Origin of the sequence: Nocardioides sp. InS609-2 (assembly GCF_023208195.1) — a bacterium.
Taxonomy (GTDB): domain Bacteria; phylum Actinomycetota; class Actinomycetes; order Propionibacteriales; family Nocardioidaceae; genus Nocardioides.
In genome coordinates, this window is record NZ_CP060034.1 from 2,438,127 (window position 1) to 2,452,096 (window position 13,970).

Genomic DNA, 13,970 nt, shown 5'->3' on the forward strand with positions numbered 1-13,970 from the left:
TTCGCAGCAACCACGCACCTTCAGGAGGTCGCTGGTGAATACCGGCGAACCGGCACTCGATGTCTTCCCCGAGCGGGAAGAGGCCGAGTGGCGGGTACTGAGGATGCAGAAGAAGCTGCACCGATGGGCGGTGGCCGATCCTGGCCGTCGCTTCGATGACTTCGCCAACCTTGTCTACGACCCGGCGTTCCTGGTCGTGGCGTGGCACAGGGTGCGGGGCAACAAGGGCGCACGGACCGCCGGTGTCGACGGGGTCACTCCCCGCGGCGTCGACCGGGACGCGGTCGACCTGCTGGCCGGGGTCCGTGAGGACTTGAAGGCCGGTGCGTTCGTGCCGCTGCCGGTGCGGGAGAAGACGATTCCGAAGGCGTCGGGCAAAGTCCGAAGCCTGGGGATCCCGACTACCCGTGACCGGGTCGTGCAGGCTGCGTTGAAACTGGTGCTCGAGCCGATCTTCGAGGCGGACTTCAAACCATGCTCCTATGGTTTCCGCCCGCGGCGCCGGGCCCAGGACGCGATCGCCGAGATCCACTTCCTCGCCTCACCTCCTCGGAACTATGAGTGGGTGTTCGAGGCAGACATCAAGGCGTGCTTCGACGAGATCGACCACACCGCCCTCATGGGCAGGGTGAGACATCGTGTCGGGGACAAACGGGTCCTGGGCTGGGTGAAGGCGTTCTTGCGGGCCGGGGTCCTCACCGAGGACGGCATCAACCGCGAGACGATCACCGGCACACCTCAAGGCGGGATCCTTTCACCGCTGCTGGCCAACATCGCCCTGTCCGTGCTGGATGAGCACTTCGCCGCCAAATGGGAGGGGCTCGGACCGGAATGGACGCGCGCCAAGCACCGACGTGCCGGTGGTGCGGTCATGAAGCTCGTCCGCTACGCGGATGACTTCGTGGTCCTCATCCACGGACAACGCGCCGATGCTGAAGCGCTGTGGGACGAGGTTGGGGCGGTGCTCGCGCCGATGGGCCTGCGCCTGTCGGTAGAGAAGACGAGGGTCTGCCACATCGATGAGGGGTTCGACTTCCTCGGCTGGCGCATCCAGCGCCGGACCTGGCGGAGCCGGACCGGCAAGACGGCGATCTACACCTACCCGTCGAAGAAGTCATTGGCTTCGGTGATGGCCAAGGTGCGGACGCTGACGCGTCGTGCGAAACATCGAACGCTCGCCGACCTGCTGCGCCGGTTGAACCCGGTGCTGCGGGGTTGGTGCAACTACTTCCGTCACGGCGTGTCCTCGCGGACGTTCGGCTACGTCGATCACTTCGCCTTCTGGCGGATCGTCGGCTGGCTCCGCAAACGACACGTCGGGCTGAATATGCACACCCTGGTCCGGCGCTACCTGCCCGGTTGGCAGATCCGCGCCGGAGGAATCGAGATGTTCCGACCGGAAGCGATCGTTATCGAGCGCTACCGCTACCGGGGCACCAAGATCCCCACACCATGGTCGAGCGCACCGACAAAGGGATCACCCGCACCAACGGCATGACCACGTGGAGAGCCGGATGCGGTGAAAGTCGCACGTCCGGTTCGGAGGGCGGGCCAGGGAGACCCACCAGCCGAAAGGCTGGCAGGGCGCCCCGGTCCGACCCCTACACCGAACATCGCACCGCCGAGGGCAAGCTCTACCTCTGCGCGATCAAGGACGTCTACTCCAACCGGATCGTGGGCTACTCCATCGATTCGCGGATGAAGTCCCGGCTCGCGGTCGCGGCGCTCAACAACGCCGTCGCGATGCGCGCTGCGGCAGGTGATGACGTGGCCGGCTGCATCGTCCACTCCGACCGCGGATCGCAATTTCGGTCGCGGAAGTTCCTGCGGGCCCTGGGCCCTCATCATCTGGTCGGCTCGATGGGCCAGGTCGGGTCCGCGGGCGACAACGCGGCCATGGAATCGTTCTTCAGCCTGCTGCAGAAGAACGTCCTCGACCGGCGCCGCTGGGAGACCCGTCAGGCGCTCCGGATCGCGATTGTGACCTGGATCGAGCGGAAGTACCACCGCCGCCGCCGACAGGACACGCTCGGCCGATTGACGCCCATCGAGTACGAGACCATCATGACCACGCCAGCCACTCAGGCTGCGTAACCGCAACTGTCACCAGTTCGTGCAGCAGACCCGAGCCCGGCAGGTGCGGGTGTGGTCGGGATGGTGCGGTCGCGGTTTGTGTCGTGGCCCTTGGCGATGGTGCATCCCTTGAACGGTCCTTGCGGATCGGTAAGCACGCCCAGGTGGTAGTCGAGGTGGTCGCGTAGCCAGGTCGAGACCCCGAGAGCCGGGTCGAGACGTAGGGACTCGAAGGCCCGGTGCAGCGCTTCGAGGCGGATGACGGCGCCGGGGTGGCGCCACCAGTCGGGGCACCAGATGCGGGCGGAGCCGGTGACGTCGACCCAGCACGTAGGGGCGAGGAACTCGTCGACGAACGCATCGACGGTGCGGAACCTGCGCGGCGGGGTGTCCTCGCCGGTGCCGGCGAATGACCCGTCAGCGGTCACGCGGACCGGCTGGTCACGAGTGGGGTCCCACAGAGTGCCGCTGCCGGCGGCGTCGTGGTCCGGTGAGGGGTCGTCCCACTCCCCCAGCCCGGTCATGGCCTATCACCGGACGCAGCTGCGTCGTGGGCGTCGATCGACGCCTGGACGGCCGTTTTGTGTGGGCCTTCCCACCAGGGCTGGGGTGTGGCCAGCGTGGGGAGCGAGCCGGCCGCGAACACGACGACGCGGCCGCGGTCGAGCCCGGCGAGGTCGGCGACGTCGAGGATCCGTTCGGATCGCTGGCTGTGGGAGGTGGAGCGGCCGTTGCCGCGGCTGTGGGTGATGGAGGCCTCGGGCCGCTGGTAGTCGCCGATGAGGCGGGAGAGCTCGTCGAGGAACTCGACTTCACTGACGCCGCCGCCGTAGACCTTGACCGTGGCGGCCGACCAGAGTTTGCGCATTCCGTCGCGGCCCCAGACTTCGACGCCTTGGGACCAGGATTGTAGGAAGGTCAGGATCGCGATGCCGCGTGACCCGTAGTGGCTGTAGAGGTTCGGTAGCTCGGTCCAGCGGCACACGTTGGCGGCCTCGTCGAGGACCGTGACCATGGGCACGGCCAGCCGGCCGCCGGGTTGGGTGGCGGCGTACTCCTCGGCTGCCTCGCACACAGCGACCGTGAGCGCGGTGACCAAGGGTGCGGTGTTGCCACGGCCCTCCTTGGACAGCGAGTACAACGTGCCGGTGCCGCGGGCGAACTCCTCGGGCCGGAACTCCGCTGGCGTGCCGGCTGCTGGTGGGGTGACCCATTGGGTGGCGCGGGAGTTGGTGAGGAACGACGCTGTCTGTTGTGCAGTGCCGTACACCCCGGCACGCTGCTTGTCGGGTGACCCGACGACCCCTCGCACGGACGCGGCCTGGAGCGGGTAGCCGGCGTCATCGAGGAGCCGCGGCGGCTCGTCGTCGTTGGGGTCGGTCAACCACAGGTACACCTGCGTGATCGGGCGAGCGATTGGGGCATTCGACGAGCTTGGAACCGACCCAGTGGAGCCTGCCTCCGCGTGTCGCCGACCGATGGACCCCGCAAGTGGGGAACCCCTCGCGAATTTCAGCGATGCGTTGGCGCGTCAGTGGGGATCGGCGTACTCTGGTGAACAGAAGGTGAACGGGAGGTGTCACATGAGCAACTCACAGATGACTCAGCGGGGCCAGGCCACCGGTCTGCACATGCAGTGGGTCGAGGTCCGCGACGAGAAGGGCCGCGTCCGGATGGAGGCGCACTGGGTCAGTGACGCCCCGGTGCCGGGCCTGCACCAGTCACACGCCGCCTGACCACGGCAACCCCCGGGAATGAATCACGGGCCTCCTTGTTGAGGTAGTTGAATATCCAATCAACTACTCCAAGGAGACCCCATGACTCAGCAGGACTTCGACACCCCCACCAGCGCCATCGACGACATCACCGGCGACTACACGCTCGACGTCTCGCACTCGCGCCTCGGTTTCACCGCCCGCCACGCGATGGTCACCAAGGTCCGCGGCCAGTTCCAGGACTTCGCCGGCACCGCGCACGTCGACGCCGCCAACCCCTCCTCCTCGTCGGTGCACGTCACGATCCAGGTCGCCTCCGTCGACACGGGCAGCGCCGACCGCGACGGCCACCTGAAGTCGGGCGACTTCTTCGACGTGGAGAGCAACCCCGAGATCACGTTCACCTCGACCTCGGTCGAGCGCGACGGCTCTGACTGGAACATCACCGGCGACCTCGCCATCTTGGGCACCACCAAGTCCGTGACGATCCCCTTCGAGGAGACCGGCTCGGCCCAGGACCCGTTCGGCAACGTGCGCATCGGCTTCGAGGGCCGCACCACGATCAGCCGCAAGGACTGGGACCTGACCTGGAACGCCGCGCTCGAGACGGGTGGCGTCCTCGTCTCCGACAAGATCGTCCTCGAGTTCGACATCTCGGCGATCAAGAACGTCTGACCCTGGCACTGCGCACCCGCTGGTCGAGGTGCGATGAGCGCTAGCGAAGAGCCTCGAAACCGAGGGCGGTTGGTCGCCTTGGTTGCGAGGCTCTCTTCGTTCGCGCCTCAACCAGCGGCGCGCGCATTCGCAGCTCCCCGGACCTGACGTCAGCCCTTGTGCCGCGCCTTGCGGGCCGGCCGGTCGTCGTCGTCGCCGCCGCGACGCTGCGGCGCGGCGCCGGTGTCCTTGCTCAGCTCGATGAGCTTGCCGGAGATGCGGGTGTCGCGAAGACGGTCCCAGGCGCCGGAGGGCAGCTCGACGGGCAGGTCGACCAGCGAGTGGTCCATCCGGATGTCGATCCGGCCGAAGTCGGCGCGGCCGAGGCCACCCTCGTTGGCCAGCGCGCCGACGATCTGGCGCGGCTCGACCTTGTGCCGGCGACCGACCGAGATGCGGTACGTCGCGAGGTTGGCGTCGTTGCCCACGCGGCGGGCACGAGCGGGCGGGCCGCCACGCTCGCGGGGCTTGCCACTGCGCTCGGGGCGCTCCCTCTCGTTGCCCTGGAAGGTGCGCTGCGCGGGCTCGGGGAGGGCGTCCAGCAGCAGCGGGCTGTCGGCGTACATCACGGCAGCCAGGGCGGCGGCGACGTCGAGCTCGGGCACGTCGTTCTCGCGCACGTAGTGGCCGACGACCTCACGGAAGAAGTCGAGGCGCACCGCGTCGGCGCGCATCGTGGTGATCGCGTCGTCGAAGCGGTTGAGCCGCGACTCGTTGATGTCCTCGACGGTCGGCAGCTGCATCTGCGTGATCGGCTGGCGGGTGGCCCTCTCGATCGCCCGCAGCAGGTGCTTCTCACGAGGCGTGACGAACGCGATCGAGTCGCCCTTGCGGCCGGCGCGGCCGGTGCGACCGATGCGGTGCACGTAGGAGCCGGGATCGGTCGGGATGTCGAAGTTGACCACATGGCTGATGCGCTCGACATCGAGGCCGCGGGCCGCCACGTCGGTCGCGACGAGGATGTCGAGCTTGCCGGCACGCAGCTGGTTGATGGTGCGCTCACGCTGCACCTGCGCCACGTCACCGTTGATCGCCTGGGCCGAGAAGCCCCGAGCGCGCAGCTTCTCGGCCACCACCTCGGTCTCGCTCTTGGTCCGGACGAACACGATCATGCCCTCGAAGTTCTCCATCTCGAGGATGCGCGTGAGGGCGTCGATCTTCTGCGGGTAGGCCACGATCAGGTAGCGCTGGGTGATCGTCGACACCGTCTGCGTCTTGTTCTTGACGGTCACCTCGACCGGGTCGTTGAGATGCTTGGCCGTGATCCGGCGGATCGCGGACGGCATCGTCGCCGAGAACAACGCGACCTGCTTGCTGTCGGGGGTGCCGGACAGGATCGTCTCCACGTCCTCGGCGAAACCCATCTTGAGCATCTCGTCGGCCTCGTCGAGGACCAGGAACTTCAGCTGCGAGAGGTCGAGCGTGCCCTTCTCGAGGTGGTCCATGATCCGGCCGGGGGTGCCGACGACGACGTGCACACCGCGGCGCAGGGCCGAGAGCTGTACGCCGTAGCCCTGGCCGCCGTAGACCGGCAGGACGTGGATGCCGGGCAGGCGGGCGGCGTACTTCTCGAAGGCCTCGGAGACCTGGAGCGCGAGCTCACGGGTAGGCGCGAGCACCAGTGCCTGTGGGGACTTCTGGCGCATGTCGAGGTTGGAGAGGATGGGCAGCGCGAACGCCGCGGTCTTGCCCGTGCCGGTCTGCGCGAGGCCCATGACGTCGCGGCCCTCGAGCAGCGGCGGGATGGTCGCGGCCTGGATCGCGGACGGGGACTCGTAGCCCACATCGGTCACCGCCTTGAGCACGCGGGCGTCCAGTCCGAGGTCGGCAAAGGTCGGCTGGTCGGTGCTCAGGTCGTCGTCCACCCGTCAACGGTAGTCGCTGAGCGGCCCTGTAGGGGATTCGTGCCGGGTGCGACTCCGCTCACCCGGAGTCGAGAGACCACCAGATGCCCTCGATGCCTGGCCCGAATCATCCCGGGGTAGTCCGGGGCAAAATGCACCTCTCCGTGGCTCCGAAGGTACGGATTGCCCCGGACTATCCCGCGGTCATGGCTAGGGGTGGGCAGGAGCTGACGGGTCGAGCTCCGGCTCTACGCCCTCGTCGCCGGCATCGGCGCCGTAGTCATCCGCGCTCGTCTGGTCGACACCCTCGTCGACCTTCATCGCCCGCAGCACGACGGTCAGCACGACCGACACGATGAGATTCAGCAGGAACGCGACCAGGGCGATGTAGACCTTGGTCTCGGTGAACGGGAACATCGTGAGCGGTCCGCCGAAGTGCGAGTCGGGGACGCCGGGGAGCGGGACGCCGTACGCCGTCCAGGTGCCCCAGAGCATGCCGACCGCCCAGCCGGCGAGCAGCGCCCACCGGTGGAACCAGCGGGTGTAGAGCCCCGCGACGATCGCGATCATCGTCTGGAGGATCCAGACCCCGCCGAGCAGCTGCAGGTTGATCGCGAACTGCTTGGGCAGGCCCAGCACGAAGGCCAGCGCGCCGAGCTTCACGGCCAGCGACATCAGCTTGGCCTGCTGGGCCTCCTGCTGCGGCGTCGCCGCCGGGTTGATGTAGGCCTTGTAGAGGTTGCGGGTCCACAGGTTGGCCGCCGCGATCGACATGATGGCCGCCGGCACGAGCGCACCGATGCCGATCGCCGCGAACGCGACGCCGGCGAACCAGCTCGGGAACTCGTTCTCGAACAGCTGTGGCACCGACTGCTGGGCGTTCTCAACCTTGACCCCGGCGGCGATGGCGACGAAGCCGAGGAGGGCGAGCAGCCCGAGCAGGAAGGAGTACGCCGGCAGCAGGGCCGCGTTGCGACGGATCACCGAGCGGTTCTTGGTGGAGAGGACGGCGGTGACCGAGTGCGGGTACATGAACAGCGCCAGTGCCGAGCCGAGCGCCAGGGACGCGTAGGCCCAGTGCGCCGCCGCGGGCGGGATCATCGCCTTGCCGGGGATGTCACCGGCTGCGATGCCGTCGGCGTTCTCGGCGTTGAAGGCGTCGAAGTTGTCCTGCGCGGCGCTGAAGATGGAGTCCCAGCCGCCAAGCTGCGAGGGCAGGTAGAACACCGCGACGATGATCACGACGTAGATCAGGATGTCCTTGACGAACGCGATCAGGGCGGGCGCCCTCAGGCCGCTGGAGTAGGTGTAGGCCGCGAGCACGGCGAACGCGATGAACAGCGGCAGGTGCTGGAGGACCCACGCCGAGTCCTCGCCCTTCTGGAGCCCCATCACCTGCAGGACGACCTCGATGCCGATCAGCTGGAGGGCGATGTAGGGCATTGTCGCGAGGATGCCGGTCAGCGCGACGGCCGTCGCCAGCGGCCGGCTGTCATAGCGGCCTTGGACGAAGTCAGCCGGCGTGACGTAGCCGTGCCGGTGCGAGACCGACCACAGCCGCGGCAGGAACAGGAAGATCAGCGGGTAGACCACGATCGTGTAGGGCACCGCGAAGAAGCCGACCGCGCTGCCGGCGTACAGCGTTGCGGGCACTGCGATGAACGTGTACGCCGTGTAGAGGTCACCACCGATCAGGAACCAGGCGATGAACGTGCCGAAGCCGCGTCCGCCCAGGCCCCATTCGTCGAGGTTGTCCATCTTCTCCGCGCGGCGCCAGCGCGCGGCCGCGAAGCCGAGCACGGTCACGAGCAGGAAGAAGAAGACGAAGATGCTGACTGCGATGCCGTCCATCAGCGCACCTTCCGCTCACGGTCGGCGCGCTTGGAGAGGTAGTAGGCCGCGATGGTCAGCACCGCCGCCATCGGGATCAGCGCGAACTGGAACCAGAAGTAGAACGGGAACCCGAGCAGGGTCGGGTCGGTCTTGTCGTAGATGCCCACCAGCAGCGGCAGAATCACTGCCGGCGCCAGGATCAGGCAGATCAAGGCCCATGTGCGGTTCATCGTCACCTCCGAGTTACCGCTGAACCCTAGCCGAACGTGACCGCTGTCACATCCCTCACATCAACTCGGCTCGTCGGCCGCCGAGAAACGCCCGCTCGGCCTCGTTGTCGATCAGCGCGATCGCCGCGTCGTAAGCCGCCCGGGCCTCGGCATGCCGGCCCAGCCGGCGCAGGAGGTCGGCGCGGGTCGCCTGCCACGGGTGGTACGCCGCGAGGTCGAGGCCGTCGACCAGCTCCAGCGCCACCTCGGCACCGTCGAGCTCGGCCACCGCGACCGCCCGGTTGAGCGCGACCACGGGCGACGGGTCGATGCTGGCGAGCTGTCCGTAGAGCGCGGCGATCTGCGACCAGTCGGTTTCGGCGGCGGTCCCCGCGTCGGTGTGCACGGCGTTGACGGCGGCCTGGATCTGGTACGGCCCGGGCCGGTTGAGCACCAGGCACGCGCGCACCAGCTCGTGGCCCTCGTCGATGAGATCGCGGCGCCAGCGGGTGCGGTCCTGCTCGTCGAGCGGCACGAGTACGCCGTCGCTCAGGCGCGCCGGCCGGCGAGCATGGGTGAGCAGCATCAGCGCGAGCAGGCCGGCGACCTCGGGGTCCCGGGGCAGCAGCACCCGCAGCAACCGGGCCAGCCGGATCGCCTCCTCACAGAGGTCGTCGCGCATGGACTCCTCGCCGGCGGTGGCGAGGTAGCCCTCGTTGAAGACGAGGTAGACGACGGCGAGCACACCGGCGGTGCGGGCGGGCAGGTCCTCGTGGCGCGGCACCCGGTAGGGCACCTTCGCGGCCTTGATCTTGGCCTTGGCCCGGGTGATGCGCTGGGCCATGGTCGTCTCGGGCACGAGGAACGCGGCGGCGATCTCGGGCACGGTCAGCCCGGTGATGAGCCGGAGCGTCAGCGCCACCCGCGCAGCGGGCGCGAGCGCCGGGTGGCAACAGGTGAAGACGAGCCGGAGCCGGTCGTCCTCGACCGGGCCGGTGTCGGGTGGTGGGGAGTCGTCGTAAGTCATGGTTGCCTGCCGATGCCTGGTGTCGCGCGTGGACTCACGGCGGATGCGGTCGATGGCCTTGCGGTGGCCGGTGGTGGTCAGCCAGCCGCCCGGGTTCGGGGGTACGCCGTCACCGGGCCAGCGCTCCATGGCCGCCACGATCGCCTCGCCGGCCGCCTCTTCGGCGATGTCGAGATCACCGAAGCGACGGGCAAGCGTTGCGACGACGACGGCGTACTCCTCGCGGAAGATGCGGGAGATCTCGTCGGAGACGTCCGCGTCGTCCGGCGGCGACATCAGGCCGGCTCCTCCGCAAAGGGCCGGACCTCGACCTTGCCGGCGCAGGCCTTCGAGCCCTGGGCCGCCCAGTCGAGGGCCTCGTCGAGATCGGCCGCCTCGATGATCCAGAACCCACCGAGGTACTCCTTGCTCTCGGCGAAGGGTCCGTCGGTCACGACAGGCTGGTCGCCCTGACCGTCGACCGTGGTGGCCGACCCGATCGGGTGCAGGCCACCGGCGAACACCCAGGCGCCGGCCGCCCTGACCTTCTCGTTGAAGCGGTCGACGGCGTCGAAGACGGGCTGGATCTCCTCCATCTTCGGATCCGGGTCGTCGACCGAGCCGTGCACGGAGAGCAGGTACTGCGTCATTGGTGTTCCTCCTTCAGCGGGAGAGGCCCGGTGACCTCTCTTCAGCCATCCCACGAACGGGATCGGGCCGATACGACAATTCTGCCAAAGAATTCCTCGGCACTGAGCCGCATCAGTGCCGGAACAGCGGCTCGTCGGCGACCTCGTCGTCCTCAAGAGGCAGGCAGACACGCATCGTCGTACCCGCTCCGGGCTCGGACTCGACGGAGATCGTGCCGCCGTGGGCGGTCACGATCGCGTGTGCGATCGAGAGCCCGAGGCCGGTGCCCTGAATGGCGTTGTCGATAGCCGAGGAGGCCCGGAAGAACCGGCCGAAGAGCTGCTCCTGCTCGTCGACGGCGATGCCCAGGCCGGTGTCGGACACGGTGATCACCGCGCTCTCCGGGCCGGCACTCAGCGTCACGTCGATGGAGCCTCCGCCGGGGGTGAACTTGATGGAGTTGCCCACCAGGTTGACCAGCACCCGCTCGAGCTCGTGGGCGTCGGCACGCAGGGTCACGGGTACGTCGGGCACGTGCAGGCGCAGGTCCAGCTCCCCTGCGCGGAGCTGCTCCTCCAGCAGCAGTCCCACCTCCCGGACCAGCTCGCCCAGGTCGGTGGGGCTGCGGTGCAGGACCAGCGCACCCGACTCCAGCTTCGAGAGGGTGAGCAGGTCCTCGACCAGCCGGATCAGCCGCTGGCTGTTGCGGTCGATGCGCGCCACGACCTCGAGCTGGTCACCGGTGAGCCGGCCGATAGCACCGTCGGCCAGCAGCTCGGCGTACCCGTGGATGCTCGTGATCGGCGTGCGCAGCTCGTGGCTGACGTTGGAGACGAGCTCCTGCTTCACCCGGTCGACCTCGCGCAGCCGCTTGACCGACGCGTGCTCATGCTCGAGGGCCGCCCGCATCGACTCGTGGGCCGCGTGCCGCTCGGTCGTGTCGTCACCGACGGCGACGTAGCCGACCACCGAGCCTTCGTCGCCGTCGATCGGCGTGACGCTCAGCGAGAGGTAGCGCGGTCCCGCGCGGGTGACGATCTCCCAGTCCCAGCGCTCGCCAGATGCGGCCATGGCCAGGGCCACCTGCGCGAAGTCGTCCTCGGGCAGCCCCATCCTGCGGGCATGCCGAGCGATCTCCTCCTCCGGGTGGAGTACGGCGGGGCTCTGGCCCAGGAGCTCCTCGGAGCCGTAGCCCAAGATCAGCTCGGCCCCCCGGTTGACCCGGGTGATGCGGCCGTACGGGTCGGTGGTGATGATCAGCGTCTGTCGTGCCGACTCCAGCAGCCGCTCCATCGTCGACGCCGAGCGGGTGGACTCGGCCGAAGCGAGCTGCTGGCGCGAGATGCTCGCCGAGATCGGGATCGCCAGATAGGCGCACGACATGATGAAGAGGTAGAGCAGGATCGGGTTCGCGCTGATGGGCATCCCTGCGGGTGTGCCGGCCAGCGGGCCGTGCCCGGTGAAGGTGAGCGCGTAGGCCACCACCGAGACGAGCATGACCTGCAGGTGCGACGAGCGGGGCGAGCCGCGGTTGGCGCCCCAGCCGAGCACCGTAAGGATCACGAAAAGCATCGTCAGCGGACCCTGCGGCCAGAACACCACCACGGAGACCCCGAGCAGCATGACCCATTGGAGGATGCGCTCAGCCTTGTTGCCGGCCGCGGACCGGGAGCCGTCGCTGAGGATCGGCAGCACGCTGAGCTGCGCGGCCAGCGCGCTCACGAACGCCATCAGGGTCGTGAGCAGGGCATCGCCGGCACTCACCTCCATCAGGGACAGGCTGCCGCCGATGGCCGCACAGACCGCGGCGCCGAGTGCGGTGGCCACGAAGAAGCGGCGCTCCCCGAGTATTGAGTCCATCTCGAAGATCACCGTGCCGTTGCAGGTGAGAAACCGCCACACGACGTACGCCGGCAGGGTGAGCGATGCGCTGCCGACGAGTGCCAGCAGCGGGGACAGGTCGTAGGTGCGCGACAGGGCCACGGTGATCACGGCCGTCTCGGCAGTCAGGGCCCACCAGAGGCCGTGGCGCTCGGCGTACACGAGCAGCGCGACTGCGAAGCCGACAGCCGGATAGCCGCCGTACGCGCGGAAGTCGAGACCGTCGAGGGACAGCGGGAGCGCGATCATGACGAGGCACACGGCAAAGCTCAGCGCCCGCCTGCCCGGCCAGGTAGTCATGGGTCTCCGTTCGACGACGACACGTCATCATCGGGCAGATCGCGCTCGTGTGCCCGATAACAGCGACAGTGTTGCCAGTGGCGCCGTGGGCCTAGCCCGGATCATTCACGGGTCGGCGGCTTGATCGGCGCGTAGAAACACAGAAGTGCCTGCCCAGCAGGGGAAACTTGGTCTTGCGACGGAACAAGTTCTCCAACTGGAAGGCACTCTGCAGGTGAAGCGTAGTTCGTGGTCGAGGGGTCTGTCAGTAACTGGGGGCGGTGTCGGCGTGGTGGCCCACGCGGGAAGCGTCGGGCTGCGTCTCGTAGGTGATCGGACCGGGCTGACTGGACAGCTCTCGAAGGCCCTGGCACGACGTTCGTTCACCCCTGCCCATGACCGCGGCCGGGTCCTGGTCGATGTCGCGGTGATGATCGCCGACGGCGGTGAAGCGATCGCTGACATCGAGGTCCTGCGCCACCAGGAACCCGTGCTCGGTGCGGTGGCCTCGCAGGCCACGGTCTGGCGGGCTTTGGATGAGATCAGCCCCGGGCAGGTCAAGAAAATCGCCGTGGCCAGAGCCAGGACACGGCGCCACGTCTGGGCACTCATGAACGCCTCACCCGAAGGGTTCCCTGCCTCGAAGGTCGCCGGCACCGACCTCGGTGAGGTGGTCGTGCTCGATGTCGATGCCACGGTCGTGATCACCCACTCCGAGAAAGAGTTGGCATCGGCGACGTTCAAGCGGACGTTCGGGTACCACCCGATCGGGGTGTGGTGCGACAACACAGGCGAGTTCCTCGCCGCCACGTTGCGGACCGGGAAGGCGGGGTCGAACACCGCGACCGATCACATCGAAGTCCTCACCGCGGCAATCGCCCAGGTCCCCGCCGCACAACGCAAGAACCTGCTGATCCGCAGCGATGGCGCGGGTGCCTCCCACAAGCTCCTGGCCTGGCTCACCGAACAAGGCCGCGTGCGGGGACGTCGCTTGGAGTACAGCGTCGGCTACGCAGTCACCGAGAAGATCCGCGAAGCCATCAAGGTCGTCCCCAAGCACGTGTGGACACCCGCGTCCGATGCTGATGGTGGGGTCCGCGAAGGTGGTGACGTCGCCGAGCTCACCGACCTCCTTGACCTGACGGCATGGCCGCCCGGGATGCGGCTCATCGTGCGCCGCGAACGACCCCACCCCGGTGCGCAGCTGTCGCTGTTCGAAGAAGCCGACGGGTGGCGCTACCAAGTGATCGCGACCAACACCACCACCGGACAGCTGGCGTTCCTCGAAGCCCGTCACCGTGCTCACGCCCGCGTCGAGGACCGGATCCGGATCGCCAAGGACACCGGCCTGGGCAGATTCCCCTCACGTGAGTTCGCGATCAACCAGGCCTGGCTGACAGCGACCATGATCGCTGCCGACCTCACCGCCTGGACCAGACTTCTGGCCTTCACCGGCGAGGCTGCTGTGCTCGCCGGCTGTGAGCCGAAAGCGTTGCGCTACCGACTCCTGCACGCACCAGCACGCCTGGTCCACACCGGGCGCCGGCGACAACTCCGGATCCCCGACACCTGGCCCTGGGCGGCAGCGATCGTCGCGACATTCGCCAACATCGCAGCGATCCCACCACCAGCCTGAACATCCCCGCCCACCCACAACCCGAGGACCCGGAGAACCGCACCCGACAGCGACAGTCGGCCTACAGGTCAACCCCGGAACCAGCCCAGGCAACGCACACGTCGTCAACCTCGACGCGCAGCCGTCCGACTACCTCCATGAAAGACCGGG

12 protein-coding genes and 1 pseudogene are annotated in these 13,970 nt (G+C 68.2%); 5 read left to right on the forward strand and 8 right to left on the reverse strand.

From position 1 onward, the window contains the following. Positions 1-34: 34 nt before the first annotated feature. Both ltrA and H4Q84_RS12630 read left to right on the forward strand, forming a co-directional pair. Positions 35-1,498 (forward strand): group II intron reverse transcriptase/maturase, encoded by a 1,464-nt coding sequence (gene ltrA, locus H4Q84_RS12625; RefSeq protein ID WP_248579451.1) that lies wholly within the window; start codon positions 35-37, stop codon positions 1,496-1,498. 107 nt (positions 1,499-1,605) lie between these two features. Continuing rightward, positions 1,606-2,094: pseudogene (locus tag H4Q84_RS12630) on the forward strand (DDE-type integrase/transposase/recombinase); the annotation flags it as partial. Here the strand turns inward: H4Q84_RS12630 and H4Q84_RS12635 are convergent. Beyond that, the gene (locus H4Q84_RS12635) at positions 2,082-2,597 is read right to left on the reverse strand and encodes a DUF4913 domain-containing protein (protein ID WP_248579452.1); all 516 of its coding nucleotides are present in this window, start codon (positions 2,595-2,597) and stop codon (positions 2,082-2,084) included. The pseudogene H4Q84_RS12630 and the gene H4Q84_RS12635 sit on opposite strands and share 13 nt — an antisense overlap. After that, positions 2,594-3,469, reverse strand: a complete 876-nt coding sequence (locus H4Q84_RS12640; RefSeq protein WP_248579453.1) for a TraM recognition domain-containing protein — start codon at positions 3,467-3,469, stop codon at positions 2,594-2,596. The genes H4Q84_RS12635 and H4Q84_RS12640 overlap by 4 nt, the downstream gene beginning before the upstream one ends. Before the next feature lie 187 nt (positions 3,470-3,656). Here H4Q84_RS12640 and H4Q84_RS12645 point away from each other — a divergent pair, with 187 nt between their 5' ends. Beyond that, positions 3,657-3,809, forward strand: a complete 153-nt coding sequence (locus H4Q84_RS12645; protein ID WP_248579454.1) for a hypothetical protein — start codon at positions 3,657-3,659, stop codon at positions 3,807-3,809. An 81-nt stretch (positions 3,810-3,890) separates the two neighbouring features. Beyond that, a complete protein-coding gene (locus H4Q84_RS12650) occupies positions 3,891-4,463 on the forward strand; it encodes a YceI family protein (protein WP_248579455.1) in 573 nt (190 codons plus the stop codon). Positions 4,464-4,612: 149 nt separating this feature from the next. Here the strand turns inward: H4Q84_RS12650 and H4Q84_RS12655 are convergent, their stop codons facing one another. The 6 genes from H4Q84_RS12655 to H4Q84_RS12680 form a co-directional block, all read right to left on the reverse strand. Further along, positions 4,613-6,367, reverse strand: coding sequence for a DEAD/DEAH box helicase (locus tag H4Q84_RS12655; protein WP_248579456.1), 1,755 nt, complete (start codon positions 6,365-6,367; stop codon positions 4,613-4,615). A gap of 189 nt (positions 6,368-6,556) precedes the next feature. Continuing rightward, a complete protein-coding gene (locus tag H4Q84_RS12660; protein ID WP_248579457.1) occupies positions 6,557-8,197 on the reverse strand; it encodes a sodium:solute symporter in 1,641 nt (546 codons plus the stop codon). After that, a complete protein-coding gene (locus H4Q84_RS12665) occupies positions 8,197-8,409 on the reverse strand; it encodes a DUF3311 domain-containing protein (protein ID WP_248579458.1) in 213 nt (70 codons plus the stop codon). The genes H4Q84_RS12660 and H4Q84_RS12665 overlap by 1 nt, the downstream gene beginning before the upstream one ends. A 55-nt stretch (positions 8,410-8,464) precedes the next feature. Then, a complete protein-coding gene (locus tag H4Q84_RS12670) occupies positions 8,465-9,691 on the reverse strand; it encodes a DUF6596 domain-containing protein (protein ID WP_248579459.1) in 1,227 nt (408 codons plus the stop codon). After that, complete coding sequence (locus H4Q84_RS12675) at positions 9,691-10,044, reverse strand: YciI family protein (protein WP_248579460.1); 354 nt, start codon at positions 10,042-10,044, stop codon at positions 9,691-9,693. The genes H4Q84_RS12670 and H4Q84_RS12675 overlap by 1 nt, the downstream gene beginning before the upstream one ends. A 112-nt stretch (positions 10,045-10,156) precedes the next feature. Beyond that, positions 10,157-12,205, reverse strand: a complete 2,049-nt coding sequence (locus H4Q84_RS12680; RefSeq protein WP_248579461.1) for an ATP-binding protein — start codon at positions 12,203-12,205, stop codon at positions 10,157-10,159. Between the two features lie 196 nt (positions 12,206-12,401). Between H4Q84_RS12680 and H4Q84_RS12685 the strand changes: the two genes are divergently transcribed. Then, a complete protein-coding gene (locus H4Q84_RS12685) occupies positions 12,402-13,820 on the forward strand; it encodes an IS1380 family transposase (protein WP_248583584.1) in 1,419 nt (472 codons plus the stop codon). Positions 13,821-13,970: the final 150 nt, after the last annotated feature.

Bases quoted from the DNA above. Each gene is read 5' to 3' on its own strand.
- H4Q84_RS12680 (WP_248579461.1), bottom strand. From the start codon at position 12,205: ATGACTACCTGGCCGGGCAGGCGGGCGCTGAGCTTTGCCGTGTGCCTC.
- H4Q84_RS12670 (WP_248579459.1), bottom strand. From the start codon at position 9,691: ATGTCGCCGCCGGACGACGCGGACGTCTCCGACGAGATCTCCCGCATC.
- H4Q84_RS12675 (WP_248579460.1), bottom strand. From the start codon at position 10,044: ATGACGCAGTACCTGCTCTCCGTGCACGGCTCGGTCGACGACCCGGAT.
- H4Q84_RS12660 (WP_248579457.1), bottom strand. From the start codon at position 8,197: ATGGACGGCATCGCAGTCAGCATCTTCGTCTTCTTCTTCCTGCTCGTG.
- H4Q84_RS12665 (WP_248579458.1), bottom strand. From the start codon at position 8,409: ATGAACCGCACATGGGCCTTGATCTGCCTGATCCTGGCGCCGGCAGTG.
- H4Q84_RS12650 (WP_248579455.1), top strand. From the start codon at position 3,891: ATGACTCAGCAGGACTTCGACACCCCCACCAGCGCCATCGACGACATC.
- H4Q84_RS12635 (WP_248579452.1), bottom strand. From the start codon at position 2,597: ATGACCGGGCTGGGGGAGTGGGACGACCCCTCACCGGACCACGACGCC.
- H4Q84_RS12645 (WP_248579454.1), top strand. From the start codon at position 3,657: ATGAGCAACTCACAGATGACTCAGCGGGGCCAGGCCACCGGTCTGCAC.